The organism is Herbihabitans rhizosphaerae, from assembly GCF_004216555.1.
Classification (GTDB): domain Bacteria; phylum Actinomycetota; class Actinomycetes; order Mycobacteriales; family Pseudonocardiaceae; genus Herbihabitans; species Herbihabitans rhizosphaerae.
Genome location: NZ_SGWQ01000001.1, coordinates 213,441 through 239,499, shown reverse-complemented (window position 1 = coordinate 239,499; position 26,059 = coordinate 213,441). Strand labels below are relative to the sequence as shown.

General features: G+C 69.4%; 30 protein-coding genes and 1 riboswitch. Of the genes, 16 read left to right on the top strand and 14 right to left on the bottom strand.

Features of this window, described 5'->3' with window-relative positions:
* Positions 1-89: 89 nt before the first annotated feature.
* On the top strand, positions 90-821 hold the full coding sequence (locus EV193_RS01270) for a TetR/AcrR family transcriptional regulator (RefSeq protein WP_130342073.1): 732 nt from the start codon (positions 90-92) through the stop codon (positions 819-821).
* Here the strand turns inward: EV193_RS01270 and EV193_RS01265 are convergent.
* A complete protein-coding gene (locus tag EV193_RS01265; protein ID WP_130342072.1) occupies positions 810-1,367 on the bottom strand; it encodes an NADPH-dependent FMN reductase in 558 nt (185 codons plus the stop codon). The two genes, EV193_RS01270 and EV193_RS01265, sit on opposite strands and share 12 nt — an antisense overlap.
* A gap of 96 nt (positions 1,368-1,463) precedes the next feature.
* Between EV193_RS01265 and EV193_RS01260 the strand changes: the two genes are divergently transcribed.
* Complete coding sequence (locus tag EV193_RS01260) at positions 1,464-1,958, top strand: MarR family winged helix-turn-helix transcriptional regulator (protein WP_130342071.1); 495 nt, start codon at positions 1,464-1,466, stop codon at positions 1,956-1,958.
* Here EV193_RS01260 and EV193_RS01255 read toward each other — a convergent pair.
* Positions 1,912-2,904: an NAD(P)/FAD-dependent oxidoreductase gene (locus EV193_RS01255; RefSeq protein WP_130342070.1), complete on the bottom strand. Its 993-nt coding sequence runs from the start codon at positions 2,902-2,904 to the stop codon at positions 1,912-1,914. The two genes, EV193_RS01260 and EV193_RS01255, sit on opposite strands and share 47 nt — an antisense overlap.
* A gap of 110 nt (positions 2,905-3,014) precedes the next feature.
* Here EV193_RS01255 and EV193_RS01250 point away from each other — a divergent pair, with 110 nt between their 5' ends.
* Positions 3,015-4,412, top strand: coding sequence for a class II fumarate hydratase (locus tag EV193_RS01250; RefSeq protein WP_130342069.1), 1,398 nt, complete (start codon positions 3,015-3,017; stop codon positions 4,410-4,412).
* A gap of 197 nt (positions 4,413-4,609) precedes the next feature.
* Here EV193_RS01250 and EV193_RS01245 read toward each other — a convergent pair whose 3' ends face one another.
* Together EV193_RS01245 and EV193_RS01240 are read right to left on the bottom strand one after the other, a co-directional pair.
* Positions 4,610-5,245: a VOC family protein gene (locus EV193_RS01245; RefSeq protein ID WP_130342068.1), complete on the bottom strand. Its 636-nt coding sequence runs from the start codon at positions 5,243-5,245 to the stop codon at positions 4,610-4,612.
* A gap of 76 nt (positions 5,246-5,321) precedes the next feature.
* Positions 5,322-5,621, bottom strand: coding sequence for a 4a-hydroxytetrahydrobiopterin dehydratase (locus EV193_RS01240; RefSeq protein ID WP_130342067.1), 300 nt, complete (start codon positions 5,619-5,621; stop codon positions 5,322-5,324).
* 49 nt (positions 5,622-5,670) lie between these two features.
* A riboswitch (TPP riboswitch) is annotated at positions 5,671-5,784 on the top strand.
* A 230-nt stretch (positions 5,785-6,014) separates the two neighbouring features.
* Here EV193_RS01240 and EV193_RS01235 point away from each other — a divergent pair.
* The 4 genes from EV193_RS01235 to EV193_RS01220 all read left to right on the top strand — a co-directional run bounded on the left by EV193_RS01235 (position 6,015) and on the right by EV193_RS01220 (position 10,302).
* A complete protein-coding gene (locus tag EV193_RS01235) occupies positions 6,015-7,022 on the top strand; it encodes a thiamine ABC transporter substrate-binding protein (RefSeq protein ID WP_130342066.1) in 1,008 nt (335 codons plus the stop codon).
* On the top strand, positions 6,998-8,599 hold the full coding sequence (locus EV193_RS01230) for an ABC transporter permease (RefSeq protein WP_130342065.1): 1,602 nt from the start codon (positions 6,998-7,000) through the stop codon (positions 8,597-8,599). The genes EV193_RS01235 and EV193_RS01230 overlap by 25 nt, the downstream gene beginning before the upstream one ends.
* A complete protein-coding gene (locus EV193_RS01225; RefSeq protein WP_130342064.1) occupies positions 8,599-9,624 on the top strand; it encodes an ABC transporter ATP-binding protein in 1,026 nt (341 codons plus the stop codon). Before EV193_RS01230 ends, EV193_RS01225 begins: the two co-directional genes overlap by 1 nt.
* Before the next feature lie 96 nt (positions 9,625-9,720).
* Positions 9,721-10,302 (top strand): ATP-dependent Clp protease proteolytic subunit, encoded by a 582-nt coding sequence (locus EV193_RS01220; protein ID WP_130342063.1) that lies wholly within the window; start codon positions 9,721-9,723, stop codon positions 10,300-10,302.
* Here the strand turns inward: EV193_RS01220 and EV193_RS01215 are convergent.
* Genes EV193_RS01215 through EV193_RS01205 form a run of 3 tightly spaced genes read right to left on the bottom strand, consistent with a single transcriptional unit; the run spans position 10,299 to position 13,290 of the window.
* A complete protein-coding gene (locus tag EV193_RS01215) occupies positions 10,299-11,162 on the bottom strand; it encodes an ABC transporter permease subunit (protein ID WP_130342062.1) in 864 nt (287 codons plus the stop codon). The two genes, EV193_RS01220 and EV193_RS01215, sit on opposite strands and share 4 nt — an antisense overlap.
* Positions 11,159-12,202, bottom strand: coding sequence for an ABC transporter ATP-binding protein (locus EV193_RS01210; protein ID WP_130342061.1), 1,044 nt, complete (start codon positions 12,200-12,202; stop codon positions 11,159-11,161). The genes EV193_RS01215 and EV193_RS01210 overlap by 4 nt, the downstream gene beginning before the upstream one ends.
* A 2-nt stretch (positions 12,203-12,204) precedes the next feature.
* Positions 12,205-13,290, bottom strand: coding sequence for a LolA family protein (locus EV193_RS01205; protein ID WP_130342060.1), 1,086 nt, complete (start codon positions 13,288-13,290; stop codon positions 12,205-12,207).
* A gap of 137 nt (positions 13,291-13,427) precedes the next feature.
* On the opposite strand from EV193_RS01205, the gene EV193_RS01200 reads away from it, so the two are divergent.
* From EV193_RS01200 to EV193_RS01190, 3 genes are read left to right on the top strand one after another with little or no spacing between them, the layout of a single operon-like run.
* Positions 13,428-14,168, top strand: a complete 741-nt coding sequence (locus tag EV193_RS01200) for a response regulator transcription factor (RefSeq protein WP_130342059.1) — start codon at positions 13,428-13,430, stop codon at positions 14,166-14,168.
* Positions 14,169-14,173: 5 nt separating this feature from the next.
* Positions 14,174-15,502 carry a sensor histidine kinase gene (locus EV193_RS01195; RefSeq protein ID WP_130342058.1) on the top strand — a complete coding sequence of 443 codons (1,329 nt, stop codon included), beginning with the start codon at positions 14,174-14,176 and terminating at the stop codon, positions 15,500-15,502.
* 24 nt (positions 15,503-15,526) lie between these two features.
* Positions 15,527-15,919 (top strand): (deoxy)nucleoside triphosphate pyrophosphohydrolase, encoded by a 393-nt coding sequence (locus EV193_RS01190; RefSeq protein WP_130342057.1) that lies wholly within the window; start codon positions 15,527-15,529, stop codon positions 15,917-15,919.
* A 194-nt stretch (positions 15,920-16,113) separates the two neighbouring features.
* Here the strand turns inward: EV193_RS01190 and trpS are convergent, their stop codons facing one another.
* Positions 16,114-17,076 carry a tryptophan--tRNA ligase gene (trpS, locus tag EV193_RS01185; RefSeq protein WP_130342056.1) on the bottom strand — a complete coding sequence of 321 codons (963 nt, stop codon included), beginning with the start codon at positions 17,074-17,076 and terminating at the stop codon, positions 16,114-16,116.
* Positions 17,077-17,275: 199 nt separating this feature from the next.
* Between trpS and EV193_RS01180 the strand changes: the two genes are divergently transcribed.
* Positions 17,276-17,578, top strand: a complete 303-nt coding sequence (locus tag EV193_RS01180) for a YciI family protein (protein ID WP_130342055.1) — start codon at positions 17,276-17,278, stop codon at positions 17,576-17,578.
* Between the two features lie 3 nt (positions 17,579-17,581).
* Here EV193_RS01180 and EV193_RS33035 read toward each other — a convergent pair whose 3' ends face one another.
* Positions 17,582-17,743 carry a hypothetical protein gene (locus tag EV193_RS33035; protein WP_165401166.1) on the bottom strand — a complete coding sequence of 54 codons (162 nt, stop codon included), beginning with the start codon at positions 17,741-17,743 and terminating at the stop codon, positions 17,582-17,584.
* A 162-nt stretch (positions 17,744-17,905) separates the two neighbouring features.
* Here EV193_RS33035 and typA point away from each other — a divergent pair, with 162 nt between their 5' ends.
* A complete protein-coding gene (typA, locus tag EV193_RS01175; protein ID WP_242613079.1) occupies positions 17,906-19,834 on the top strand; it encodes a translational GTPase TypA in 1,929 nt (642 codons plus the stop codon).
* Between the two features lie 617 nt (positions 19,835-20,451).
* Here typA and EV193_RS33030 read toward each other — a convergent pair.
* From EV193_RS33030 to EV193_RS01165, 3 genes are all read right to left on the bottom strand, one after another.
* A complete protein-coding gene (locus EV193_RS33030) occupies positions 20,452-20,613 on the bottom strand; it encodes a hypothetical protein (protein WP_165401165.1) in 162 nt (53 codons plus the stop codon).
* A 59-nt stretch (positions 20,614-20,672) separates the two neighbouring features.
* Entirely contained in the window at positions 20,673-21,359 is a 687-nt protein-coding gene (locus tag EV193_RS01170; RefSeq protein WP_130342053.1) for a hypothetical protein, read from the bottom strand.
* Between the two features lie 144 nt (positions 21,360-21,503).
* On the bottom strand, positions 21,504-21,815 hold the full coding sequence (locus EV193_RS01165; protein ID WP_130342052.1) for a hypothetical protein: 312 nt from the start codon (positions 21,813-21,815) through the stop codon (positions 21,504-21,506).
* A gap of 221 nt (positions 21,816-22,036) precedes the next feature.
* Here EV193_RS01165 and EV193_RS01160 point away from each other — a divergent pair, with 221 nt between their 5' ends.
* From EV193_RS01160 to EV193_RS01145, 4 genes are all read left to right on the top strand, one after another.
* A complete protein-coding gene (locus EV193_RS01160; RefSeq protein WP_130342051.1) occupies positions 22,037-22,438 on the top strand; it encodes a hypothetical protein in 402 nt (133 codons plus the stop codon).
* A gap of 14 nt (positions 22,439-22,452) precedes the next feature.
* The gene (locus EV193_RS01155; protein WP_130342050.1) at positions 22,453-23,076 is read left to right on the top strand and encodes a DUF3558 family protein; all 624 of its coding nucleotides are present in this window, start codon (positions 22,453-22,455) and stop codon (positions 23,074-23,076) included.
* A gap of 133 nt (positions 23,077-23,209) precedes the next feature.
* Positions 23,210-24,301, top strand: coding sequence for a hypothetical protein (locus tag EV193_RS01150; protein ID WP_130342049.1), 1,092 nt, complete (start codon positions 23,210-23,212; stop codon positions 24,299-24,301).
* Positions 24,302-24,334: 33 nt separating this feature from the next.
* Complete coding sequence (locus EV193_RS01145) at positions 24,335-25,108, top strand: ESX secretion-associated protein EspG (protein ID WP_130342048.1); 774 nt, start codon at positions 24,335-24,337, stop codon at positions 25,106-25,108.
* Here the strand turns inward: EV193_RS01145 and EV193_RS01140 are convergent.
* Entirely contained in the window at positions 25,098-25,418 is a 321-nt protein-coding gene (locus EV193_RS01140) for a hypothetical protein (RefSeq protein WP_130342047.1), read from the bottom strand. The genes EV193_RS01145 and EV193_RS01140 overlap by 11 nt on opposite strands.
* 246 nt (positions 25,419-25,664) lie before the next feature.
* The gene (locus EV193_RS01135) at positions 25,665-26,057 is read right to left on the bottom strand and encodes a hypothetical protein (RefSeq protein ID WP_130342046.1); all 393 of its coding nucleotides are present in this window, start codon (positions 26,055-26,057) and stop codon (positions 25,665-25,667) included.
* Positions 26,058-26,059 lie beyond the last annotated feature (2 nt).

Genomic DNA, 26,059 nt, shown 5'->3' with positions numbered 1-26,059 from the left:
GAAGCGAACAGTGTTCGTTGACGAACGATGTTCTACTAACGAACAGTGTTCGTGTCAAGTACGATGTTCGCGAACCGGAGAGGTGATCGATGGGTAGGGACACCGAGGCCGTGCCGACGCCGCCGTGGCACAAGACGAAGCCGGCGACGCGTCCGCGCCGGCACCTGGACCAGGACCAGATCGTGGCCGCGACGCTGAAGGTGCTGGACGCCGAAGGGCTCGACGCGGTGAGCATGCGGCGCGTGGCGGCCGAGTTGGACACCGGTCCGGCCAGCCTCTACGCGCACGTCGCCAACAAGAACGAACTGCTGGACCTGGTCTACGACCGGGTGCTGGTCGACATCGAGGTGCCCGAGCCCGATCCGGCTCGCTGGGCCGATCAGTTCAAGGACGTGGTGCGCGCGTGCTGGCGGGCGACCGCCGCGCACAACGACATCGCGGCCGCGGCCCTGGCCAACATTCCGGTCGGGCCCAACAGCCTGCGCATCGCCGAGGGCATGCTGGCGATCCTGGTCCGCGGCGGCGGGCTCGCTCCCCGGGACGCCTCGTGGGCCATCGACCGGATCGCGCTGTACATCGCGGCCGACGCCTACGAGGGGTCTCTGCACCTGGCCAAGCAGCGGGCCAGCGGCAAGTCGGTCCAGGAGTACACCGACGAGTTCGTCGGGCAGCTTCGCGACTACTACGCGAGCCTGCCCGAGGACCGCTTCCCGCTCACGGTCGGCAGCGTCGGCCAGATGACCGCCGGCAGCAGCGACGAGCGATTCGAGTACGGGCTGGACCTGCTCGTCGACGGGCTCGCCGCACGATCAGACCCGTAGCGGAGCCAGCGCGCCGGCCAACTTGGCCAGCTCGTCGAGCATGGCGGTCGCGGCGTTCTCCATCTTTTCGTTGGGGCGCAACACTTCGCCGTCCATGTTCTGGAGCAGCGGGACGGTGACGGCGTCGGTCAGCGGCACCATCCGCAGCGTGGTGACCACCTGCTTGAGCATCTGCACGGCGCGAATTCCGGCGGATCCCATGCCGTAGCTGACGAACCCGACCGGCTTGTAGTGCCACTCGCGATACAGGAAGTCGATCGCGTTCTTCAGTGGCGCGGTGAAGCCGAAGTTGTACTCCGGCATGACGAACACGAACGCGTCCGCGGCGGACACCGTCGCGCTCCAGTCCTTCGTGTGCTGGTGGACGTAATCGCCGCTGGACGGGTGCTCGGGCTCGTCCAGGAACGGCAGGCCCACCTCGGCCAGGTCGATGACCTGCACGTCGAACCCGCCGTGGTCGGTCGCACGCTTGGCGAACCACTCCGCGACCGTCGGTCCGACCCGACCCGGGCGGGTGCTGGCGACGATGATCTGCAGGGTCGGCATGGCGAATCTCCTTGTGGGGCAACAACGACTGTTTGTTGACGTGTCATGTATACGACCAATGTAGATGACGTGTCAAGAAACGGGTAGTCTCGCCGCATGGCCGAACCCCGATGGCTCGACGAGGACGAGGCGCGCGCCTGGCGCGGGTACCGCCGGATGTTCCTGCTGCTCAACGCGCGGATCGCACGTGAGCTGGCCGAGGAGTGCGGCCTGTCCGAGCCGGATTACGACGTGCTGTCGATGCTGTCCGACAGCAAGGGGCGCAGCGAGCGGATCAAGGACCTCGCCGCCCGGATGCTCTGGTCACAGAGCCGGCTGTCACACCACATCACCCGCATGCAGCAGCGTGGCCTGGTCACCCGCGAGGAGGTCGCCGGCGACCGGCGCGGTGCCTCGGTCGTGCTGACCAAGACCGGCTTGAAGGCGATCCGCACGGCGGCTCCCAGTCACGTGGAATCCGTGCGCCGCAACATTATCGACCTGCTCACGCCCGAGCAGGTCACCGTGCTCGGCGACATCGCCGAGACGGTCGTCGAGCGGCTGGCTACAGATTCGACGAGTGACCGGGGAACAGGTGCGCGTCCGGGTTGAGCGCGACCGCGATGTTGTTCACCGCGGTGGCCGCCTCACCGAATCCGGTGGCGATCAGCTTGACCTTGCCCGGGTACTGGGCGACATCGCCGGCCGCGTAGATCCTGTCCCGCACGGTCTTCATGGTGGTGTCCACCGTGACCGCGCGGTGGTCCAGCTCCAGGCCCCACGACTCGATCGGACCGAGGTCGGCGGTGAACCCGAGTGCCGCCACCACGGTCTGCGCGGGCAGCACCATCGGCTCGTCCGCGCCGTCCCGCTTCACCGAGATCTCCACCTCGCGCAGGCCGTCCGCGTCCCCGCGCAGTTCGATCACCTGCGCGTCGGTGATGATCGGCACGCCGAGCTCCTCGACCTGCCGCACGGTCGCCGGCATCGCGCGGAACTTCGCCCGCCGGTGCACCAGCTTCACGCTGGCCGCGATCGGGTGCAACGCCAGCACCCAGTCGAACGCCGAGTCGCCGCCGCCGACCACCACGACGTCCTGGTCCTTGTGCACGGCCAGTTCCGGCACGAAGTGCACGACGCCACGGCCGAGCCAGCCGTCGCCGGCCGGCAGCGGGCGCGGGGTGAACTCGCCGATGCCCGCGGTGATCAGCACCGCGCCGGCGCGCACCACAGTCTCGTCGTGCAGCCTCGCCTCGAACCGTCCGTCCATTTCGGACAGTTCGTGCGCCTGCTTGCCGAGCAGGTACTGCGGCTTGAACTGGTCGGCCTGCTCGACCAGGGCCTTGATCAGGTCGCGGCCGAGCACGGCCGGGAACCCGGCCACGTCGAAGATCATCTTTTCCGGGTACATCGCGGTGACCTGGCCGCCCGCCTCGGGCAGCGAGTCCACGATCGCCACCTTCAGATCGCGGAACCCCGCGTAGTAGGCCGCGAACAGCCCGGTCGGGCCGGCTCCGACGATCAGCAGATCGACGTCGATCGGTGACGATGTGGCCATGGGTACCTGCCAAGTCCGTGTGGTGGGTCGGTCCGGGCACCCCCACACTAGCCATGTGGCGCTCGCCGCTACCTGGTGCCGCACCGGGCCGATGAGGCCAGACTGGTCGCATGGGCGATCAGGAGTACCGCATCGAGCACGACACCATGGGCGAGGTCCGGGTCCCGGCCGACGCCCTGTGGCGCGCGCAGACGCAGCGCGCGGTGGAGAACTTCCCGATCTCGGGCCGCGGCCTCGAGCGGTCGCAGATCCGCGCGCTCGGCCTGCTCAAGGGCGCCACGGCACGGGTGAACCAGCGCCTCGGCGTGTTGCGACCGGAGATCGCGACGGCGATCGCCGACGCCGCCGACGAGGTGGCCGACGGCCGGCACGACGCGCAGTTCCCGATCGACGTGTTCCAGACCGGCTCCGGCACGTCGTCCAACATGAACGCCAACGAGGTGATCGCCACCCTGGCGTCCCGCGCGCTCGGCGCCGACGTGCACCCGAACGACCACGTCAACGCGTCGCAGTCGTCCAACGACACGTTTCCGACCACGATCAGGGTGGCCGCCACCGAGGCCGTGGTGAACGACGTGTTGCCCGCGCTGCAACACCTGTACGAGACGCTGGTGCGCCGGTCGCAGGAGTGGGCCGACGTGGTGAAGTCGGGCCGCACGCACCTGATGGACGCCGTGCCGATCACCCTCGGCCAAGAGGCCGGCGCGTGGGCGGCGCAGGTGCGCAACGGCATGGACCGGCTGCGCGACACCGTGCCGCGCCTGGGTGAGCTGCCGATCGGCGGGACGGCGGTCGGGTCCGGGCTGAACGCGCCGGAGGGCTTCGGCGCGGCGGTGTCCGAGGAACTGGCGACGGCGACCGGCCTGCCGCTGACCGAGGCCGGCAACCACTTCGAGGCGCAGGCCACGCAGGACGGTGTGGTGGAGGCGTCCGGCCAGTTGCGCACGGTCGCGGTGTCCCTGTTCAAGATCGCCAACGACCTGCGGTGGATGGGCTCCGGCCCGCGCACCGGACTCGGCGAGGTCGCGCTGCCCGATCTACAGCCCGGCTCCTCGATCATGCCCGGCAAGGTCAACCCGGTGATCTCCGAGGCGACCATGATGGTGGTGGCCCAGGTGATCGGCAACGACGCGGCCGTGGCGTTCGCCGGCACCCAGGGCAACTTCCAGCTCAACGTGATGCTGCCGGTGATCGCGCGCAACGTGCTGGAGTCCGCCAGGCTCATCGCCGCCGTGGCGAAACTGTTGGCGGACAAGGTGATCGCCGGCATGGAGTCCAATGTGGACAGACTGCGGGAGTACGCCGAGTCGTCACCGTCGATTGTCACGCCGCTCAACCGCTACCTGGGTTACGAGGAGGCGGCCTCGATCGCCAAGCAGGCACTCGCCGAGCGCAGGACGATCCGCGACGTGGTGATCGAGCGGGGGCACGTCGAGGCCGGCAAGCTCACCCTGGAGCAGCTCGACACGGCGCTCGATGTGCTCGGCATGGCCCGCCCGCACGGCTAGAGCTTGTTCGGAGTTGCGTGGGTGGTCCGGTAGGGCACGCCCAGGCGGCGATCTACGGCGTTGGCGTCCGCTCGAGTATGCCCAATACGAGTCGCTCCCATCACACGACCCGATGTAGCTCAGCTCATCCACCTGGACGCGCCCGGTGGGTCACCCTGCGAGGACGGGATAGGTGACACGTTGCACCAGGATTGCAGTCAGAACGCGATGTGGTTCACCGACCACCAGTGCCCGTCGAGGTCGGTGAAGGCCCGCATGTAGAGGCCGCCGTTTTCCTGTGCGTCGCCGAGCGACCCTCCGCCGGCGGCCAGCGCCTTGGCCGCGATCTCGTCGACCTGCTCGCGACTCTCGGCGGCGAACCCGTTCATGACCTCGCGGGCGCTCGCCGGGTCGGGCACCGCGACGCCGGTGTAGGAAGTGAAGACCTCCCTGGCGTACAACATCAGCGACGAGCCGTCGTTGAGCACGATGTTGCACAGTTTCTCGTCGTCCACGTACGGGTTGACCGTGAAGCCGAGCGCGGTGAAGAACTCCTTGGACTTCGCGACGTCCGTGACGGGAAGGCCGATGATCGTCTGCATGGGGATCTCCTTGGGCCGGCCGGGGGTGGCCCCGGCTCCTGCGTTGACACCCACTACACGAAGGGCCACACGGCGGATCGACACATCCCCGGACGGAAGTTTTCGGCGACTTTCAGCGAACCCGGCCGACCACGTCGGCGTGCTCGACACCGCGGGGTTCGGGTCGTCCTGGTCGGACAGCACCACCACGGTCACCGCCAGCGGGGCCGCCGCGGCCACGAGCAGCCAGATGATCTTCCGCCGAGTCGTCATCCCGCTCCTCCTCGTCCGATCCGAACAGCGGTCGGACCACGGGGGAGCGCCGCGGGTTTCGCGGTCAAGACTTTGGTTAGCCGGCGCGCAGGGCGTCCACGATGCCGTCGATCTCCTCGGCCAGCGACACGTCCAAGTCGGTGAGACCGCCCTCGGAGTGCGTGCTGCACCGGAACGTGAGCGTGCGCCAGCGGATGTCGATGTCCGGGTGGTGGTTGTTGTTCTCGGCGATCTCGGCCACCCGGTTCACCACCTGGATGGCCTGCGGAAAGCTGTCCAGCTCGACCGTGCGGGTGATCGCGTCGCCGTCGCGCTCCCAGTCGGGCAGCGTGCCGAGGACATCGGTGATCGCGTCGTCGTTCAGTAGCTCAGGCATGGCTCCATGGTGGCGGTCTCGACGTCGGCGCGCACGTCCCGGCGTAGGGTGGCGCTGCCACGGGAGTCCGGTGTCGCGCCGGGCTGAGAGGAGGGCGCGCGCCCTCGACCGTCCGCACCTGATCCGGATCATGCCGGCGCAGGGAGGGCAACGGCCGTCGTACCCGCGCGTCCGCGACGCACGGGAGGCGCAGTGCGAGGTCGTGCTGGTGAGCCCTCGGTCGATGGGCTTCGCGATCGAGATGGTCATCTGGCAAGGCGGAGGGCAAGGCTCGTACTGGGCCGTACTCGCCTTGTCCGACAACGCAGCCAGGGGCCATCTCGGCGCGGAGACCGCGACCATGGGGCTCGCCAGCGCGGCCTACTACGCCGGTTGCTGGTTGCCGCGTTGGTCATGTCCACGGCCGCGTGTTCGCTGTCCGGCGGCGATCAGCCGGCCGCACCCGGCGAGCGGGTGGTCACGCTGGTCACGCACGACTCGTGGGCCGCGCGGCCGGAGTTGCTCGAGGAGTTCCGCCGCGAGTCCGGCATCAAGGTCGAGGTGCGCAAGAGCGGCGACGCGGGCGCGTTGACCAACCAGCTCGTGCTGAGCAAGGCGAACCCGATCGGCGATCTCGCCTACGGCGTGGACTCCACGTTCGCCTCCCGCGCGCTCGCCGAGAACGTGTTCGCCGAGTACAGGAGCCCGGAGGCGGACAAGGGCCCGCAGCGCTACGCGATCGACTCCTCGGCGCGCCTGACCGCGATCGACGTCGGCGACGTGTGCGTCAACACGCACCCGGAAACGTTGGCACAGAAGGGGATTCCGGAGCCGAAGAGCTTCGAGGACCTGGCCGATCCGAGGTACAAGGACCTGCTCGCGGTGGAGAGTCCGCTGACCTCCTCGCCGGGGCTGGCGTTCCTGCTCGGCACGATCGCGCACTTCGGCGAGCCGGGCTGGACCGACTACTGGCGGCGGTTGAAGGCCAACGGCGTGAAGGTCGTGCGCGGCTGGGAGGAGGCCTACGGACAGGAGTTCTCCGGCTCGTCCGGCAAGGGGCAGCGCCCGATCGTGGTGTCCTACGCGTCCTCGCCGGCCGCCGAGGTCGCGCCGGACGGCAAGCCGCGCACCAAGGCGCTGCTCGACACGTGCTTCCGGCAGGTCGAGTACGCCGGCGTGCTGGCCGGCGCCAAGCACGCCGACGACGCCAAGAAGGTGCTGGACTTCCTGGCCTCGCAACGGTTCCAGGCCGAGGTGGCGGACACCATGTACGTGTACCCGGCGCGTGACGGCGTGCCGCTGCCGCCCTCGTGGCAGACCGCGGCGCCGGCACCCGTCACGCCGCTTGCCATGCCGTCGGACCGCGTGCAGGCCAACCGGGAACGCTGGGTCGAGCAGTGGCGCGCGCTCGCGCAGGGTTGATCGCCACGGCGCTGATCCCGCTGGGGTTCCTGGCGGTCTTCTTCGTCTGGCCGGTCGCCGCGATCGTCCATCGTGGACTGTCCGCCGGCGGGGTCGCCGCGGTGCTCGGCCGCGCGGACACCTGGGAGCTGGTGGGGTTCACGCTCGGCCAGGCGGCGGCGTCCACGGCGGTCGCGTTGCTGGCCGGCATGCCCGTCGCGTTCGTGACCGCGCGCGTCCGGCTGCCGTGGATCGGCTTGCTGCGGGTGCTCGTGCTGGTGCCGTTCGTGCTGCCGACGATCGTGGTGGGGCTGGCCTTCCGCACGCTGATCCCGGACGGTGGGGTGGTGGCGATCGTGCTGGCCAACGCGTTCTTCAACGTGGCGGTGGTGGCGCGCACGGTCGGCGGGCTGTGGACGCACCTGGACCGGCGCGCGGAGGACGCGGCCCGCTCGCTCGGCGCGTCCCGGCTGACCGCGTTCCGCACGGTGACCCTGCCCGCGCTGGCACCGGCGGTCGGATCGGCCGCGGCGGTCGTGTTCCTGTTCAGTGCCACCAGTTTCGGGGTGGTGCTGGTGCTGGGTGCGGCCGAGTACCGCACCCTGGAGACCGAGATCTACCTGCGCACGGTGGAGCTGTTCGACCTCCCCGGCGCGGCCGCGCTGTCCCTGCTGCAGATCGTCGCGGTGCTCGCCGCGCTGGTGGCCGGCGCGGTGGCCCGGCGGCGCCGCGAGTCCGCGCTTCGGTTGCGCGCCAAGGAGGAGACGGCCCGCCGGCCGGTCGGTCCTGAGTGGACGGTCGTGGCGCTGGCGCTGGCGATCGTCGGGCTGCTGATGACGCCGATCGTCGCGATGGTGCTGCGCTCACTGTCCACATCGGACGGTTGGGGGCTGGCCGGGTATCGCGCGCTGGCCGGCACCGGCGACCGGGGCGTGCTCGCCGTGTCCGGAGTGGACGCGGCGCTGAACTCGCTGCGCACGGCCACCGACGCCACCGCGCTGGCACTCGTGCTCGGGCTCACCGCGTCGGTCGTGCTGGTCAGCCTGCGCCGCGGCCGCCATCGCGCCGCCCTGGTGGAGGCGGTGGACACCGCGCTGATGCTGCCGCTCGGCGTGTCCGCCGTGACCGTCGGCTTCGGCTATCTGATCACGCTGGACGCGCTGCCCGGCGACCTGCGCACCTCGCCGCTGCTGGTGCCGCTGGCGCAGGCGCTGGTGATCACGCCGCTGATCATCCGGATCATGGTGCCGGTGCTGTCCTCGATCGACACGAGGTTGCGGCAGGCGGCGGCGACCCTGGGTGCCGGCCCGGTGCGGGTGTGGCGGGAGGTGGACCTGCCACTGGCCGCGCGCTCGCTGCTCAGCGCGGCCGCGTTCGGCTACGTCGTGGCGCTCGGCGAGTTCGGCGCGACCAGCTTCCTGGCCCGCCCGGACGCGCCGACGCTGCCCGTCGCGATCGGCGCGTTGATCTCCAGGCCGGGTGAGTTGAACAACCAGATGGCCTACGCGGCGTGCACGCTGCTGATGGTGGTCACGGTGGCCGTGGTGCTCCTGGTCGAGCGGCTGCGGGCTCCGGCCGCGAACCTAGGAGAGTTCTGATGTCCTTGCGTGCCAAGGGAATGACGGTCGCCTTCGGCAAGCTGACCGCGGTGTCTACTGTGGACCTGGAGATCGCCGACGGCGAGGTGGTGGCGCTGCTCGGGCCGTCCGGGTGCGGCAAGTCGACGCTGTTGCGGGCGCTGGCCGGGCTGGAGCCGACGGCGGTCGGCACGGTCGAGTGGGACGAGCAGGACCTGGCCGGCGTGCCGGTGCACCGGCGCGGGTTCGGGCTGGTTTTCCAGGACGGGCAACTGTTCCCGCACCGGGATGTGGCCGGCAACGTCGCGTTCGGGCTGCGCATGCTGCGGGTGCCGGACGGCGAACGGCAGGCGCGGGTGGCCGAGCTGCTGTCGCTGGTCGGGTTGGACGGCTACCAGCGGCGGCGGGTCACCGAGCTGTCCGGCGGTGAGCAGCAGCGGGTGGCGCTGGCTCGCGCGCTGGCGCCGCGGCCGAGGCTGCTGTTGCTCGACGAGCCACTGTCCGCTTTGGACAGAGCGCTGCGCGAGCAGTTGGCGCTGGACCTGGCGCGGGTGCTCGCCGAGGCCGGCACGACCGCGCTGGTGGTGACGCACGACCACGACGAGGCGTTCACCCTGGCCGACCGAGTCGCGGTGATGCGGGCGGGGTCGATCGTGCAGACCGGCCGTCCGGAACAGGTGTGGCGCTGCCCGGCCGACGAACAGACGGCGGCGTTCCTCGGCGCGCGTACCGTGCTGGACGCGACCGTCGCCGACGGGCGTGCGGCCACCCCGCTCGGCGTGGTCGGACTACCCTGGGCGCCGGCCGGGCGGGTGCGGATCGCGTTGCGCCCCAACGCTTTGCGCGCCGACCCCGATGGTTCGGTGGATGCCGAGGTACTCGGCCGGGTGCACCGCCGTGACCATGTCCGGCTGGTCGTCCGACCGTCCACTGTGGACATCGGCGAGGTGGACGCGGTGGCCCCGGTCGGTGCCGCGCCGCAGGTGGGGGAGCGCGTGCGGCTGGCGCTGGATCCGGACGGGGTGGCCGTTCTGCCGTCGGCGTAATCCACCAGGAGTGAACGTGCGTGCGGTGGCGCGCACCGCGGCCATAGCGTGGATCTCGTCAGCGAAACAGCGAACGACGAACCCGTTGGAGTTGCCATGACCGCGAGCCCCATCACCTCAAACAGCAGCCTCGACGACTCGGTGTTCGAACGCCTGCTGCGGGAGCGGATCGTGTTCCTCGGGTCCGAGGTGGACGACGCGGTGGCGAACCGGATCACCGCGCAGTTGCTGCTGTTGGCGGCCGAGGACGCCGAGTCCGACATCACCTTCTACATCAACTCACCGGGCGGCTCGGTGACCGCCGGCATGGCGATCTACGACACCATGCAGCTGATCGAGCCGGAGGTGGCGACCTGGGCGGTCGGGTTCGCCGCGTCGATGGGGCAGTTCCTGCTGTCCTCCGGCGCGCCGGGCAAGCGGTACGCGCTGCCCAACGCGCAGGTCCTGATGCACCAGCCGCACGGCGGGGTGTCCGGCACCGCGTCCGACATCGCGATCCGCGCGAGTGCGGTGGTGGCCATGAAGAACCGGGTCGCCGAGCTCACCGCCGAGCAGACCGGCCAGCCGCTGGAGCGGATCATCGCCGACGGCGACCGGGACCGCTGGTTCACCGCCGACGAAGCCCATGCCTACGGCTTCGTCGACCACGTGGTGGAGCGTGCAACCCGGGCGGCTTAACCGTCCTTTGTGGACATCCGGGCGAGCGCGAGGGAGTACCCGATGGCGATGTAGCAACCGGCGCGGATCAGCCCCTCACCCATGCCGCCCCACGAGATCGGGTCGCGCAGCAGGTCCGGCAGCGACTCCCAGCTGTCGGACAGCAGCACCGGGTGCAGCCAGTCCAGCGCCGAGATCGTGCCGAGGATGCCGAACACGATCAGGCCGCCCATCACGGCCGCCATGACCACCATGGGGTGCTCGGTCGTGGTCGACACGGCCAGCGCCACCGCGGCGACGGCCAGCATCTGCACGGTCACCCACACCACGGCGAACCCGATCCGGCCGACCGCGTCGCCGAAGGACAACGTCGTGCCGGACAGCGTGATCATGGTGTTCGTGCCGTTGATCAGCAGCCCGGTGATCAACCCGATCACGGCCATCAGCACGGTGGTCGCCAGGGTGACGGCCGCGACGCCGAAAGCCTTGACCCCCAACAGTCTTGTGCGTGACACCGGCGCCAGCATCAGCCCGCGCAGGGTTCCGTTGGCCGCCTCGCCGGCGATCGCGTCCGCCGCCGACATCGAGGACACCAGCGGCAGCAGGAACACCATCATCATGCCCAGCGAGACGATCGGGAGCGCCAGCGCGTTGTTGATCGCCATCGACACCATCGGCGACTCGCCCTGCTCGTTGACGCCCCCCTCGGCGAACAGGGTGCCGACGCCGATCGCGATCGGGGTGATCGCCAGCAGGGCGATCGCGATGATCGTGCGCGGCCGGCGGAACACCCAGCGCAGCTCGGAGCGCAGCACGCGACCCAGCGGTGCGCGGCGTGGCGCGGGCGCGGTCCCTGGCGCGGTCACTGTCGCGGCGGTCATCGGGCTTCCCCTTCGTGCGGTGTGTCCACCAGATCGTCCACTTCGGACAGTGCGCCGGGTTCCGCGCCGTCCGGCTCGGCGTCGGTCAGGCGAGCGAACAGCTCCTCCAGCCCGGTGCGCTGGCGGCGTGCCTCGTGCACGCCGACGCCGGCTCGCACCAGGGTCTCCACGACGACCGGCGCGGTCGTGGTGGTGAGGTCGACCAGGATGCCCTCCGGCATGGCGCGCGCCGGAATCCTGTTGTCCCGCAAGGAGTCCACGGCCAGCGTGGTGTCCGGAGTGGACACCAGCAGGCCGGCGTTACCGGTCTCCAGCAGCTCGGCAAGCTCGCCCTGGGCGACCGCGGTGCCGTTGTGCAGCACGGCGACGTGCGTGCAGGTCGCCTCCACCTCGGCGAGCAGGTGCGAGGACACGATCACGGTCGTGCCGGAGTCTTGCAGGCCGGCGATCACGTTGCGCACCTCGCGGGTGCCGGCCGGGTCGAGCCCGTTGGTCGGCTCGTCCAGCACCACGATCCGGCGCGGCACCAGCAGCGCCGCGGCCAGCCCCAGCCGCTGCTTCATGCCGAGCGAGTACCCCCGGTAGCGGCGGTTCGCCGCACTCGCGAGCCCCACTCGCTCCAGTGCCTCGTCGATCGCGGTGGCGATCCGGCCGCTGGGCAGCGTCGGCTCCAGCGCGGCCAGTCGACGCAGGTTCTCCCGCCCGGACAGGAACGGGTGGAAGCCCGGTCCCTCGACCAGCGCGCCGACCTCGGGCAGCACGTCCGGCGCGGCGTTCGGCATCTGCTTGCCGAGCAGATGCACCTCACCGGCCGTCGGGCGGACCAGCCCGAGCAGCATGCGGATCGTGGTGGTCTTGCCTGAACCGTTCGGACCGAGCATGCCCAGCACGGCGCCCTCCGGCACGTCGAGGTCGAGATGATCGACCGCGACGGTGTTGCCGTAGGTCTTGCGCAGGCCGCGGGTTCGCGCGGCGAGCGCAGAGCCCGGGGCGGGCGCGGCGTCGGCCGCACCCACCCCGTGCTCCGTGCTGATGGACACGGTCACTTGACCTGTCCGAGTGCTTCGGTGAGCACCTGCTCAGGCACCGCACCGATGGCCACCCGGCCGTCGTTGGTCACCAGGAGGTTGCCCACCTTGGTGCCGATCAGCCAGCCGTCCCCGTAGCTGCCCTTGACCTGCTTGCCGAACTGGCGCAGCAGTGCCATCGGGTCGACCTTGGCGCCCTTGGCCTGGCCCTGCTTGGTCGCCTCGGCGATCAGCTCGGCCGGAATCCTGGCCACCAGGGAGGTGTCCCACCCCTTGCCGACGACCTGAGGGTTCGCCTTGGCGATCAGGTCCTCGATCTTCTTGGGGTCCTTGGGTGCCTTACCCGCGTCGCGCTCGGTCACCGTCGTGCCCGGCGGGGGCGTGAAGGTGAAGTGTGCCGGGTCCTGCGCCCCGAAGGTCACCTCGGAGAACCCGACCCGCAGCGCCGGCTTGGCCTGCCCGTTGGCGAGCACGTCCAGCCGCAGCGGGATCCGCTTCTCCGCGTCGATCGACACCCGGATCTCGCGCAGCAGCGTGCGCTCGGTCGGCTTCGGAGTCAGCACCAGCTCGTAGGCGGCACGGTCGGCGACCTCGGCGGTGCCGTCCACGCTGACTGTGCTGTCTTCCCGCATCGCGCCGACGAGCTCCTTGGCGAACGCGGTCGGGTCGTTGATCTTCTCCTGGCCCGGCACCGTCGGGTGCGTCACGTCCTTGTGGTCGCGCGCCCCCTTGGTCACCGACTTGTCGGCCGAGTTCCAGGTCCACATCGTCGTGCCGTCGTTGACGATGGTGCGCTCGGTGTTGCCGCTGGGCACCGACACCTTGAACTTGCCGGCGCCGTCGCTCCACACCCGCACCGGGGTGTCGCTCTTGCCCGGCAGCATCGGGACCGGCAGGCCCAGGTCGTTGTCCACCTGGACAGCCCCGGCCAGCGCGGGGACGTCGGACTTCATGACCGACTCGACCAGCGCCTCGGCGCTCGTCGGCGGCAGTGTCGGAGGCGCGCCGGCACCAGCCGGCGTGGCCAGGACGACGAGTCCCGCCACGCCGGTCACCGTGCCGACGGCCGCCGCGGCGAGCGCCGTCTTTCGTCTGTTCATTTCGACTCTCCCAGTCACCTGTGCGATGTTCCCGCACCACAGAGGCTGCACCCCGGTCACTGAGATGAAGCTGAGAGCGGGCCCGGGGAGCTGAGAAACGACTGAGAGCGCGTACGCGGGTGCGGCTGTCGCGGTGCATGCTGTGCCGTGTGAAGCCTCGGGTACTTGTGGTCGACGACGAGTTGGGTGTTCGGCGGGCGTTGCAGCGTGGGCTGTCCGCCGAGGACATGGACGTGGTGGTCGCGGCGGACGGGCCGAGCGCCCTGGAAGTCGCGCGCACGGGCGCGTTCGACGTGATCCTGTTGGACATCATGCTGCCCGGGCTGTCCGGGTATCGCGTGCTGCAGCGGCTGCGCGCGGAGGGCGTGCGCACCCCGGTGCTGCTGGTGTCGGCCAAGGACGGCGAGATCGACCAGGCCGACGGGCTCGATCTCGGTGCGGACGGCTATCTGGTCAAGCCGTTCTCCTTCGTCGTGCTGGTCGCCCAGGTGCGCGCGCTGCTGCGGCGTGGAGTGGTCGCGGCGCAACAGCTCTGCGTCGGCGAGCTGCTGGTGGACCGTTCGTCGCGGCAGGTGCGGATCGCCGGTGAGCTGGTGGCGCTGTCGCCGCGCGAGTTCGCCGTGCTGGACGTGCTTGCCTCGCGCGCCGGCTCGGTGGTCACCAAGGACGAACTGCTGCGCGAGGTGTGGGGCGACGAACAGGCCGCCACCCGCAACGCCGTCGAGGTGTACATCGGGTACCTGCGCCGCAAGCTCGACGCCGCCGGCGCCTCCTCGCTGCTGCGCACGGTGCGCGGGCACGGGTACGTGGTGTCCAGCGCTGATGTGGACGCGGCGATCGAGTCGGGTGCGCGCACGGGGGTCGGCGGCGCGCGGTGACGTCGATGGTGCGCCGGCGGTGGTTGCGCCGCACTCTGCGGTTTCGGATCACCGCGGTGGCCACCGCCGCCACGTGCGTCTTCCTGCTCGCGCTCAGCGGGTTGGCCAGCACGCTGATCGGCCCGATCCTGGTGGACTCGGCTGACACGTCGTTGCAGCCGGTGCTCGCGACATCGGTCGAACAGGTGCGATCGGGTCGGCCGGCGCTGACGGCGGCCCCCGAGATCCAGACCCGGGTCACCGACACGGCCGGCACGCCGGTCGACGGTGGGCCGCCGCTTTCCCTGTCGCCACAGGACATTCGCACGTTGAAGTCGGGCACACCGGTGCTGCGCGAGACCGGCCCGGTGCCGAGTAGGTGGATCGGCACGGTGGCCACCGCGCCGGACGGGGCACAGCGGCTGGTCGCGGTCGGCACCGGTCTGGCGGGCTACGCCGACACGCAGCGGATCGGGTTCCAATGGTTGCTGCTGGGCGCGGTGCTCGGCGCGGCGGTGGCCGGCATCGCCACCTGGTTCGCGGTGAGGTCGTCGCTGCGACCGGTGGAGCGAATGCGGATGGCGGCCGCGCGCCTCGAGGCCGGTCGCCGGCTGCCGGTGCCGGACGCGGCGGACGAACTGCGGTCGCTGGCCGGTGCGTTGAACGCGTTGCTGGCGCGGCGGGACGAGGCCAGCGAGCGGCTGCGCCGGTTCACCGGTGACGCGGCGCACGAGTTGCGCTCGCCGGTCGCGTCGATCCGGGTGCAGGCCGAGGTGGCGGTGGCCAACCCGGATCCGGAGCTGTCGCACGAGGTGCTCGAAGAGGTGGTGCGCGAGTCCGTGCGACTGTCCACATTGGTCGATGGACTGCTCACGCTGGCCCGCTCGGATGCCGGCGAGGTGCCGCCGGCCGAGCCGGTCGACCTGGTCGGGGCGGCGCGGATGGCGCTGGACCGGTTGCACGCGCCGGAGTTGAGCCTGACCGTGCACGCGCCGGGCGGGATGTGCTGGGTGTCGGCCGCGCCGACCGAGGTGGACCTGGTGCTGGACAACCTGTTGCGCAACGCCGCCCGGCACGCGCGCGCGACGATCGTGGTGTCGGTGCTGCCGGCCGGGTCGGCGGTGCGGCTGGTGGTGGACGACGACGGGCACGGCGTCGCCGAGGAGCACCGCGCGAAGGTGTTCGACCGGTTCTACCGCGTGCAGGACGATCGCGCGCGCTCCACCGGCGGCGCGGGTCTGGGGCTGGCGCTGGTGGCGGAGTTGGTGCGGCGGCGGGGCGGGACGGTCCGGGTGGGGGAGTCGCCCGAGGGTGGCGCGCGCTTCCAGGTGCGGTGGCGGGCGGTGAAGGGCTGACCCGGATGCGGCACGATCACCCGGATGAGAGTCGTGGTCGGTGCGGCGGTCCTGCGGGACGGCACGGTGTTGGCGCAGCAGCGGGCATACCCGGCGAAGCACGCCGGGCTGTGGGAGCTGCCCGGTGGGCGGGTGGAGCCCGGCGAGTCCGATGTGGACGCGGTGCGCCGGGAGTGCCTCGAGGAGCTGGGCGTGCGGGTGACCGCCGGCGAGCGGGTGGGACGAGAGGTGTCGCTGGCCGTCGACCTCGTGCTGCGCATCTACCTGGCGACCCTCGACGATCCGGACGCCGTGCCGCACCCGCACGATCACCAGGCCCTGCGCTGGCTCACCGCCGCCGAGTTGTCCACAGTGGACTGGTTGCCCGCGGACCGTGAACTGCTCCCCGCCCTGCGCGCGGCACTCCAGCGCGCCTGACCGTCCACAAAGGACCCCACACCCCGGTTGATCTTGCACTACGTACTGGACGCAGCCCCCACCCGCACCGGGGCACCCCACCAGACCATGGTACCGGCGGGGGTGGTCGGGCGGGGGCGCGGTGATCAACTTGTGGATAACCCGAGGGCTGTGGACAACCGGCGTGACCTGGGGTGGGGCCGCGGTGCGCGGGTTCAGCCGAGGCCGGCCAGGCGCAGCGCGGAGGCGAGCCGGTGGGCGCCTCGTTCCCGCGCGCGGACGGCGCCGGCGGCGCGGATCTTGTCCAACTCGGCCGGGTCGTCGAGCAGTTCGAGGGTGCGCGAGCGGACCGGTCGCAGCTCCTCGATCACCGCCTCCGCGACGGCGTCCTTCAGCGCCGCGTAGCCGTCCAACCCGGCCGCCGCGTCGCGCGGACCGTCACCCGTGCACGCCGCCAGGATCTCCAGCAGGTTGGCCACCGCCGGCTGCTCGGCCGGGCGGTACTCCACCCGCGCGTGGTTGTCCGTGACGGCTCGTTTCACCTTGCGCGACAACAGATCCGGCTCGTCGAGCACATGCAGTACGCCGATCGAGTCCCGCGCCGACTTCGCCATCTTGCGGCTCGGGTCGGACAGGTCGGCCACCCGCGCGGCCACCGGCGGCATGATCGCCTTCGGCATCACGAACACCTCGCCGTACGTGCCGTTGAACCGCCGCGCGAGGGTGCGCGCCAGCTCCACGTGTTGCGCCTGGTCGTCGCCGACCGGCACCTCGGTCGCGCCCGGCAGCAGGATGTCCGCGGCCATCAGCGTCGGGTAGGTGAGCAACCCGAGCCGCACCGACGCTCCGGTGCTCTTCTCCTTGAACTGCGTCATCCGCGCCGCCTCGCCGTAGGTGGTGACGCACTGCAGCACCCAGGTCAGCGAGGTCAGCTCCGGCGTGAGATCGGACTGCACGAACACCCGGTCGGCCGGCACGCCGGTGGCGATCAGCACGGCCAACTGCTCGCGGGTCAGCGCGCGCAGCAACTCGGGCCGGTACGGCGTGGTCATCGCGTGCAGGTCGCTGACGAAGTACAGGTCGCCGTCGGCGTCCTCGCGCGCCCACCGGCGTACGGCGCCGAGATAGTTGCCGAGATGGACATGGCCGGACGGGGTGATGCCGGACAGGCGGGTCACGGGGGCTCCTCGTGGTCGGGTGCCGCCGCCGAGCGAGCCCGTCGCACACGAAGGCCGCCCGAACGGGCGGCCTGGAAGGTCAACGCGCAAACGTCATGGCCGCCACTGTGGCGGCCACCATCCCTGGCGGACATAAAGCTTGCGCATAGACATCACTCTAGCGGCGGCGAATCGGTGTGACGAGCGTTACCTTCGAAGCATGTATGTCGTGCTTCTCACCTACACCGCGCCGTTGGAAGAGGTCGACTACGCGCTGCCGGACCACTACGCGTGGCTGGACCGGCAGTTCGAGGCGGGCAACTTCCTCGTATCCGGACGCCGGGAACCGCGCACCGGCGGCGTGATCATCACGCGCCCGATGACCCGGGACCACGTGATCACGATCATGGAGACGGATCCGTTCGTGCTGCGCAAGCTCGTGCACTACGAGGTGATCGAGTTCCAGGCCACGCGCACGGTTCCCGAGCTCAACGCGTGTAACGAAGCGCTGGCCAGACCCTGAAAGTCAGGCCGCTTTCGCCAGGTCCGCCTTCGCCTTGCGCAGGGCGAGGACCGGGCAGCGCTTGCACCGCGACTCCGACCGGCAGCACTTCTTCTTGACCTTGCCGGCCTTCATCAGCTTGCGTACGACCTTCTTCGGGTCGCCGCCGTGCTTCTTCTTGCCCACGTGTGCTCCAGTCCGTCGGACGACGGCCTTAAGGTAAGGATAACCTTTCTTGATCGCCAGTGTGGCACTGCTCACCCGGGGGCACCAGGTATCCTGTAGAAGTCGCGACCGGCATGTCCATCGCTCGCGGCTCCCTTTCCTATGAGTTTCAGGAGCACACGCGTGCCTGCCCCCAGTGCCACCCTCGCGCCGTCCGACGCGCTGCGCCGTACCGACCTGCGCAATGTCGCGATCGTCGCGCACGTCGACCACGGCAAGACCACCCTGGTGGACGCGATGCTTCGGCAGTCCGGCGCGTTCGCCGCCCGTGCCGAGCTGGTCGACCGCGTGATGGACTCCGGCGACCTCGAGCGGGAGAAGGGCATCACGATCCTCGCCAAGAACACTGCGGTGCGCCGGCACACCCCGGACGGCGACGTGATCATCAACGTGATCGACACCCCCGGCCACGCCGACTTCGGCGGCGAGGTGGAGCGCGGCCTCGCCATGGTGGACGGCGTGCTGCTGCTCGTCGACGCGAGTGAGGGCCCGCTGCCGCAAACCCGGTTCGTGCTGCGCAAGGCGCTCGCCGCCGGTCTGCCGGTCGTGCTCGTGGTGAACAAGGTCGACCGGCCCGACGCGCGGATCGCCGAGGTCGTCGAGGAGACCCACGACCTGCTGCTCGATCTGGCCGCCGAGCTGTCCGAGTCGGGCATCTCGGTGGACGACGCGATCCTGGACCTGCCGGTGATCTACGCCTCCGCGCGGGCGGGGCGGGCCGGCCTCACCCAGCCCGCCGACGGTGGCATGCCGGACAGCGAGGACCTCGAGCCGCTGTTCGAAACGCTGCTCACGCACGTTCCGGCGCCCGCTGGCGACCCGGAAGCCCCGCTGCGCGCGCTGGTGACCAACCTCGACGCGTCCAGTTTCCTCGGCCGGATCGCGCTGTGCCGCATTCACGCCGGGCAGATGCGCAAGGGTGAGACGGTCGGCTGGTGCCGCGAGGACGGCACCGTCGCCAAGGTCAAGATCACCGAGCTGCTGATCACCGAGGCGCTCGATCGCGTTCCCGCTGACGAGGCGCACGCCGGTGACCTGGTGGCGATCGCGGGCATCCCGGAGATCACCATCGGCGACACCCTCGCCGACCCGGACAATCCCGAGCCGCTGCCCCGGATCACCGTGGACGAGCCGGCCATCTCCATGACCATCGGCGTGAACACCTCGCCGCTGGCCGGGCGCAACGGCGGCAAGAAGCTGACCGCCCGCGTGCTCAAGGCCCGCCTGGACGCCGAGCTCGTCGGCAACGTCAGCGTGCGGGTGCTGTCCACCGAACGGCCGGACACCTGGGAGGTGCAGGGCCGTGGCGAGCTGGCGCTGGCCATCCTGGTCGAGCAGATGCGCCGCGAGGGCTTCGAGCTGACGGTCGGCAAGCCGGAGGTGGTCACCCGCACCGTCGACGGCAAGCTGCACGAGCCGTACGAGCGGCTCACCGTCGACGCGCCGGAGGAGCACCTCGGCGCGATCACCGAGCTGCTCGCCGCGCGCAAGGGGCAGCTGGAGCACATGGGCGGGCACGGCAGCGGCCGGGTGCGGATCGACTACGTGGTGCCGTCCCGAGGGCTGATCGGGTTCCGCACGGACTTCCTCACCATCACGCGCGGCACCGGCATCGCGAACGCGATCTTCGAGGGCTACCACCCGTGGGCCGGCGAGATCCGGGCGCGGCACAGTGGCTCGCTGGTCGCCGACCGGACCGGTTCGGTGACCGCCTACGCGATGTTGCAGCTGGCCGACCGGGGCACGTTCTTCGTGGAGCCGGGCGCCGACGTCTACGAGGGCATGGTCGTGGGGGAGAACCCGCGCGCCGAGGACCTCGACGTCAACGTGGCCAAGGAGAAGAAGCTGACCAACATGCGGTCGTCCTCGGCCGACGTGATGGAGACGCTGGCCCGGCCGCGCAAGCTCAGCCTCGAGGAGGCGCTGGAGTTCTGCCACGCCGACGAGTGCGTCGAGGTGGCGCCGGACGTGGTGCGCATCCGCAAGGTCATCCTGGACGCGACCACCCGTGGCCGCGAGCGCTCCCGCGCCAAAGCCCGCGACAAGGCCTGATCACCCGAGCGCGGCGGCCTCACCGCTGCGACCTCCGTCGCCAGGTGCTTATGACTGGTCTGTCTCGCGGTCTGAGTCGTCTTCCTGTCGCCCGGCCTTAGCCAGGACAGCGGGATTCAGGTACCGGAAGGTCACAGCAAATGTCGAGAGCGCTGATGGCCACAGGCACTCCCATGCCCAGAAGAACTAGTGGCCACATCATTCCGTATTCTGGCTGAGGCTGTATTCTTGCACTCTCCGCGTATGCGAGGTCTTTCGAGAAGAAATAGTACGACATGATCGAAAATGCTATAGCAAGTATTCCCGCGCCAGTGGCCAGGCCGCCCCATATACTGGCCTTTTTGACGTCCACAACAAGTCGAGATGTCGACCTGCGCGCTCCAACAAGGGATGCTCCCGCGATCGCTAGGCACAGACTTGCTGGCAGCGAATTGAGGAGGGGTGGTCCATATGTCGGCAGGAAGGACTTCTCAAGGATCGGCATCCAGATCAAAGGGAGCGGGGCGATGATGAGTGTCGCGACACCAGCCCCTGTGGTTCTTGATCGCAGTTTTGTGGCGAACGCATGATGAACGTGGACCGGCGCGAGTGACACGTTCCTTCGCATTATCGTACCTTCATTTCCTGATATGCCAGTTGGTACCCTGCGGATCGTTGACACTTGCATGTCCAAGCGCATCGGCATTGATCGTCGGCCACTGTCCGAGTGCGTCGCTAACCTTTTGAGCGAGCGTGGCTTGTTCAGTCGCGAGTTTTCTTTCGTGTGAAGCCTTGGTCATCTCAATCGTAATCGCTGCGGTGACACAGGCTCCAGCGCAGCCGGCTAGCACAGAGACGCTTACCGGCGCTGTAAGGAAGAAGGCCGCACTACCAGTAGCGTCATGATTTCGGTGAATGAGTCGGGCTGCGGTACCGGGTTCGCAGGCGTGGTCTTCTGATAAAGCTGGCGGAGAGCATCGAGGATCTCTTTCTCTATCTCGGGTGTGCGTGCGTTGAAGATCCACCGGCTGTCGAGCGTTACGTTGGTGACCTGGCCGTTCTGGGCCGATCCGGTGACGTGACCGCCGGCAGAGGTCGCGGATACGGGCTGGCTCGCGATGGCCGCATTCTGCTGAGCCTGTTCCACGAACTGGTCGAGGTCGGCGGTAACCGCGTCGACCAAGCGCAGTACATCGTTCGAGGTGAGAGGTGTTTCGTCGGTTGGTGTTGGCGTGTCTGGCGGCATTGGGTTGTCCGGGTCGATTTGCTCGATTTGTTGGGCAAGCACATTCATCGCGGCGGTATTCACGGCGGAGACGACGTGTGAGCCCAATACACGAGGATCGATCCTGTCTCGCCAGTCGTTGACGATGTCGACCGACACGACTTCTCCGGTGGAGGTCCGGTGGACCGTGACGATGTTGTCGTCGGCGGCGCCAGCGACAGCGTCGGAGGTGTCCTCGGTTGTCGGCTTCTGGTCGCGGCGAGGACGACGGTCTTCATCGTCGCCTTCTTCGAAACCCAACCGGAGGGTGCGTCGTGGCATGTGAGGCTCTCCCAACGTCAACTGTGTTGATGAGCCTGGAGTGAGCGCAGACCCCCAAACGGCCGCCAGGCTAAGCGGCGCGACTCGCACGGGTTGGCGCTATCTGCGTTGCGCCACCCGAACGGAGTAACAAGGGGCGTCATGTCACGGGTCCTGTTCGGGGTGATCCTCAGGACCCGGGCGAACGGTGATGTAGCGCCCGACGCTTTCATTGGCGCGTTGAAGGTACGGCTGGACGGCCACCATGAGTTCCGCTGCTATGTCGGTGTCGCCGCGAGCGTGGGCGCGTTCGATGTCCTCGTTGAGGGCGAGCACCATGAGGTGGTCGGCCATCCATTCGCGTGCCTGGTCGCTGACTTCCTGGTCGAGCATGCGCTGGTGGATTGCCAGTAGCGAGTGCCATCGATCGGCTAACTCGAGGTGCTTGTGCGGCTGCTCGGGGAGTGGTTCCTCCACGGCCATCACCGTAGCCATAGGGCCTTCTGTATTGCGCCGAACGAGTGATCTCGGACAACTCGCACGGCTGGTCCGGGTCGAGTTGATACGGTGGCGACCGGTGTGACCTGGGGTGTCCGCCTGACAGCGGTCTGTGGGAGCCTGGGATTGCCCGCTGATGAACGAACTGAGGGGACGACGGGATGAGTTTCAACCCGCACGATTTTTCGCCTGAAGAGCGCGTGCGTATGGCGTTGGACGAGGTGAGGTTCAACGCCAGCACGCACATCTTTGGCGGCGAGGGACGCGACCACAGCGGCGGCGGCAGCGGTGCGGGCGAGTTCGTGTTCGCCGACCTGGCCGAGCTGGATGGTGTGATCACGGAGTGGATGACACTGCGCGACGAGATCAGGCACGACCAGTACCTGTTCACGCAGGCGGTCGGTTTCATGGTCGCACCGGCCCAGGACGATCCGAGTGGTGAGCAGGCCGGTGCGGCGAAGGTGTCGGTGGAGAAGGCGAGGGACCACAACAAGGCGATGCTCGACTACGCGGATGACTACATCACGCGGTTGACGGCGTCGCGGCAGGCGATGGCGGCCACTGAGGAGCGCAACACCGCACGAGTCACGCCGAGGGACTGACGTTGCGCACTCGGATGACCACTGCGGTGCTGCTGGGGGCGGCAGCGGTTCTCGGTTTGGCTGGCTGTACGGAGAGCAGGGCGGGTGACGCGTCGGCGGCAACCACTTCAACGACGCCATCTCGTTCGCCGACGTCGAGTTCGGCTAGCGCGTCTGCGCCGAAGGTTGCAAACCCTCTGGACGCCAGCCGGTTTCTGACCGACCCGTGCGCGTCGATCTCGCCTGGACTGTTGCAGCGTTTCGGGCTTCCGTTGCAGGGCAGGGCCAATACCACTGGCCCGATCGCGGAGCACATCGGCCCGGGGTGTCTGTGGATCGCACCGACCGCGATCCATAACAGCGCCGATGTCGGGTATCTGAAAGGCAATAAGAACGGCTTGACCGACACTTACCGGGGACACGAGCGGGGCTCGTTCCAGGGCTATTGGGAGCCCACGATGGTGGATGGCTACCCAGCGGTGTTCAACGGCCCCCCACCGGACAAGCGGTTGCAGGGCGACTGCAACATCACGGTGGGGATTTCTGACACGCTGACCTTCCGGGTCAGCGCAATGCAGTGGGAGACGAAGCACTTGGCGTGTGAGCGGACGCGGCAGGTGGCGGCTGCGGTGATCGCGACAATGAAGGGGGTGGGTTGACGTGGCCATTTTCGGAATGTCGGCTGAGGAGATTTTCGAGAACTTCGAGACGGGGAATGCGGCTGAATTGGCTGCCGGGTCCGCAATTTTGAGTCAACTCAAGGGGACTTACGAGCAGCGCGCGGATGCGATCATGCGGTTGTCGACGCGGATGGAGTCGTCGTGGCGGGGCGACGCGGGCGGGGCGGCACGGCGGGGTGGGTTGCCGATGGCGGCGGAGCACCAGTTGTCGGCTCCTGAGCTGTTCGCCGCGCATGATTTGGTGCGGCGGCAGGCGGATTCGTTCAACGAGGCGAAGCGGTCGGTCGTGCCGGTACCGCCGCAGCCGGAGGGGCCGGCGCCGTGGGGCGGTGTTGGTGATCCGAACGTGGCGACGTTCGAGCAGCAGACCTCGGCGCATAACGCGGCGGCGCAGCGGAACGTGGACTCGATGACGGTTTACGAAGATCATTCGATTTACAACACCGACAACCTGCCCGGCACTTATGGCGCTCTTGCCGGTGACGGTGCCGGGTTCGGTGTGGCAGCACAGCCCGGTGGGCGGCCGGACGGGCCGGGAATCCGGGAGCCGGGTACACCGCCGCCGATCGTGGGCGGCGATCCTCCTCGGGGCAGCGGCGAGACCGTGAGTCCGCCGCCGGGAAGTGGCGATCGGTCTGGTCCCGCACCGATACCTGGTCCGGGGCCGACACCCGGACCGACACCGACACCGACGCCAGGGCCGGGATCGGGATCGGACTGGCGCGGGGGCACGACTCCGGAGGAGTACGTTCCGGCCCCGCCACCGGAGCAGGGCCAGCAGCGGTTGCCGAGTGGCCCGGTCGCGGGTGGGCCGCCGCAGGGTGGTCCCGGTCCGTCCGGCGGCGTCGGGTTCGTGCCTGGCGGTGGGTCGACCGGCAGCAGCCCCGGCTACGGCCGTGGCGGTGGCGCACCGGGCACCGGCGGCGTCGGTAGCCGGCCTGGTGAGCCGCACGGTCCTGGTGGTCGTGCCGGTGGTGTGGCTGGGCCGGGCGAGGCACACGGGCCGGCGTCCCGTGGTGGCGCCGGCGGTGCCGGCGCGCGTGGTGGCGCGGGCATGGGTGGGATGCCGATGGGCGGCGGCCATGGTCGCGGGGACGATGACAAGGAACACCAGACACCGGCGTTCCTCAAGCGCGAGGACGAGGACCTGTGGGAGGGCGACACGCCCGTGGTCGCTCCGCCGGTGATCGGTGTGGACGACTAACCACGCGGTGACTGGGGGAAGGAACCAACACGGATGACGTTGCCGGCTGACGTGTCGCTGCCGGCAGAGTTGCTCGCCGCGATCGTGCACGAGGAGAGCCTGGGCGAACTGCATGTGGCGCTCGCACCGGCCGCGATGTGGCGGCCACGCGCACGGCGTCGCGAACTCACCGAGCAGATCGCCGCCGAGGTAGCCCGGTTGGGCTGGCGTGACCGGAAGGGCCGGCTCGACGCGGAGGTCGAGGCCTCGCTTCGCGTGCTGTGCATGCCGACGGTCGAGTACTACGGCTGGCTGCACGACGGCGAACGCACGATCGGCGTGTTGGCCGCGGCGATCGGCAACGAAGCCGTACTGGCCCTCCGCGACGGCGACACGGTGTGGCTGAACCAGCTTCGCGGCCCGAGCCGGCTCGCCTCCTCGCTGGTCGCGCAGACGCCCGACGTCCCGCCCGGACACGGCGGTCCGCTTCGTGTGCCGCAAGAGGAACTCGCGGCGACCAGGACCGACGGGCGTACTCGCATGCCATCCGGGGCGACACTTCGCCGCGCGAGCCACGCCGCGCGGACCGCGCGGCAGCTGATGGATCAACCGGTGTACGGCACCGGAGAACTGCACACCGCGATCCGCGACCACCTCGGACGACGTCAGCAGGCGGAGCCGCCGGTGACCTACACCGACACCGCCTCCGGCCGATACACCAGCGCGGTCACCACGACGAGTGGCGAATCATTCATCGAGATCGCCCCGGCGACACGGGAAGACCTGATTCGCCGGCTGCATACAGCGCACGAGCAACTCACCCGCTAGCGTGCTCGAGGAGCCAGGCGCGGCAGTATGAGCACACCGAGGCATCGTTGATCGACGGTGGAGCGTCGATCTCGGCGACCAGCAATGCGCCGCATACGGCAATCCCGCTACCTGCCGGGCAGATCGGTCGGTTCGGCTCCCACACGTGCGCGCGCGTCGGATCAAGCACGGCGTGACCCCACCGCCGCTGCGGATCGTCGACCGTCTTGCTGTCGCCGGCAGGATCGCGCCGGCCCTTACGCACTTGATCGAGCCGCTGACCGATGATGCGCAGCCGCGCCTTGGTCGCCCGCCACCACCTGATCCTCATTCACGTTCTCCGTCTCCAGTGGGACCTGCTGTCTTAGCGGGGGACTTGTCCGAGCAGACCCGACACCGCGGGCGCGGTTCGTTGATCCGGATGCACGCGACGGGTGCACCGCAAAGCGCCCACCGCACGTCCATACCGCAGAACTGGTCGGGCATCTCCGGCGATATCAAGACGGCATGTAGCAGCGACCGCGTGAAGAACCCGATGTACCACCGGTACTCGGGTGCGTAGGCACGAGCACCGGGATCAGCGGTCACGTTGTTCAGCGTCAATTCCCCGCGGGCTGGGCCGGTCGCGCCAGTGGCACACCAGCTCCTCCACCGTCAGCGCGCGCGGCTCCCGAGTGAGCCGTGCCAGCTCGGCGCGGCCGGACTCGGTCAGTTCGATTCGGACAGCGGCTTCCCCAGGCTCGATGACGTTGCTCAGCAAGCCCTCGCGAATCAGGTCGTGCACGGCGAGCACAACTTGTTCGGGGCAGGCTTGCCCCGCGCAGAAGACCCGGCGGCCAAATCGCCTGAGATGCCCCTGTTCAGCGCGGGACAGCCCCGCGAGTCGGCAACTGTCCAGCTTCGCGACGTCGCGCAGGTCGACAATTGGCGCACTGCTGTAGGTACGAGTCCAGCCGGCGGGGCGATCCATCA

Bases quoted from the DNA above. Each gene is read 5' to 3' on its own strand.
- EV193_RS01135 (WP_130342046.1), bottom strand. From the start codon at position 26,057: ATGGATCGCCCCGCCGGCTGGACTCGTACCTACAGCAGTGCGCCAATT.
- EV193_RS01155 (WP_130342050.1), top strand. From the start codon at position 22,453: ATGACCACTGCGGTGCTGCTGGGGGCGGCAGCGGTTCTCGGTTTGGCT.
- EV193_RS01260 (WP_130342071.1), top strand. From the start codon at position 1,464: ATGGCCGAACCCCGATGGCTCGACGAGGACGAGGCGCGCGCCTGGCGC.
- EV193_RS01180 (WP_130342055.1), top strand. From the start codon at position 17,276: ATGTATGTCGTGCTTCTCACCTACACCGCGCCGTTGGAAGAGGTCGAC.
- EV193_RS01140 (WP_130342047.1), bottom strand. From the start codon at position 25,418: ATGAGGATCAGGTGGTGGCGGGCGACCAAGGCGCGGCTGCGCATCATC.
- EV193_RS01245 (WP_130342068.1), bottom strand. From the start codon at position 5,245: ATGACGACTCGGCGGAAGATCATCTGGCTGCTCGTGGCCGCGGCGGCC.
- EV193_RS01190 (WP_130342057.1), top strand. From the start codon at position 15,527: ATGAGAGTCGTGGTCGGTGCGGCGGTCCTGCGGGACGGCACGGTGTTG.
- EV193_RS01215 (WP_130342062.1), bottom strand. From the start codon at position 11,162: ATGACCGCCGCGACAGTGACCGCGCCAGGGACCGCGCCCGCGCCACGC.
- EV193_RS01170 (WP_130342053.1), bottom strand. From the start codon at position 21,359: ATGCCACGACGCACCCTCCGGTTGGGTTTCGAAGAAGGCGACGATGAA.
- EV193_RS01235 (WP_130342066.1), top strand. From the start codon at position 6,015: ATGTCCACGGCCGCGTGTTCGCTGTCCGGCGGCGATCAGCCGGCCGCA.
- EV193_RS01145 (WP_130342048.1), top strand. From the start codon at position 24,335: ATGACGTTGCCGGCTGACGTGTCGCTGCCGGCAGAGTTGCTCGCCGCG.
- EV193_RS01205 (WP_130342060.1), bottom strand. From the start codon at position 13,290: ATGAACAGACGAAAGACGGCGCTCGCCGCGGCGGCCGTCGGCACGGTG.
- EV193_RS01270 (WP_130342073.1), top strand. From the start codon at position 90: ATGGGTAGGGACACCGAGGCCGTGCCGACGCCGCCGTGGCACAAGACG.
- EV193_RS01240 (WP_130342067.1), bottom strand. From the start codon at position 5,621: ATGCCTGAGCTACTGAACGACGACGCGATCACCGATGTCCTCGGCACG.
- EV193_RS33030 (WP_165401165.1), bottom strand. From the start codon at position 20,613: ATGACCAAGGCTTCACACGAAAGAAAACTCGCGACTGAACAAGCCACG.
- EV193_RS01200 (WP_130342059.1), top strand. From the start codon at position 13,428: ATGCTGTGCCGTGTGAAGCCTCGGGTACTTGTGGTCGACGACGAGTTG.
- EV193_RS01150 (WP_130342049.1), top strand. From the start codon at position 23,210: ATGCGGTTGTCGACGCGGATGGAGTCGTCGTGGCGGGGCGACGCGGGC.
- EV193_RS01265 (WP_130342072.1), bottom strand. From the start codon at position 1,367: ATGCCGACCCTGCAGATCATCGTCGCCAGCACCCGCCCGGGTCGGGTC.
- EV193_RS01225 (WP_130342064.1), top strand. From the start codon at position 8,599: ATGTCCTTGCGTGCCAAGGGAATGACGGTCGCCTTCGGCAAGCTGACC.
- EV193_RS01250 (WP_130342069.1), top strand. From the start codon at position 3,015: ATGGGCGATCAGGAGTACCGCATCGAGCACGACACCATGGGCGAGGTC.
- EV193_RS01220 (WP_130342063.1), top strand. From the start codon at position 9,721: ATGACCGCGAGCCCCATCACCTCAAACAGCAGCCTCGACGACTCGGTG.
- EV193_RS01255 (WP_130342070.1), bottom strand. From the start codon at position 2,904: ATGGCCACATCGTCACCGATCGACGTCGATCTGCTGATCGTCGGAGCC.
- EV193_RS01195 (WP_130342058.1), top strand. From the start codon at position 14,174: ATGGTGCGCCGGCGGTGGTTGCGCCGCACTCTGCGGTTTCGGATCACC.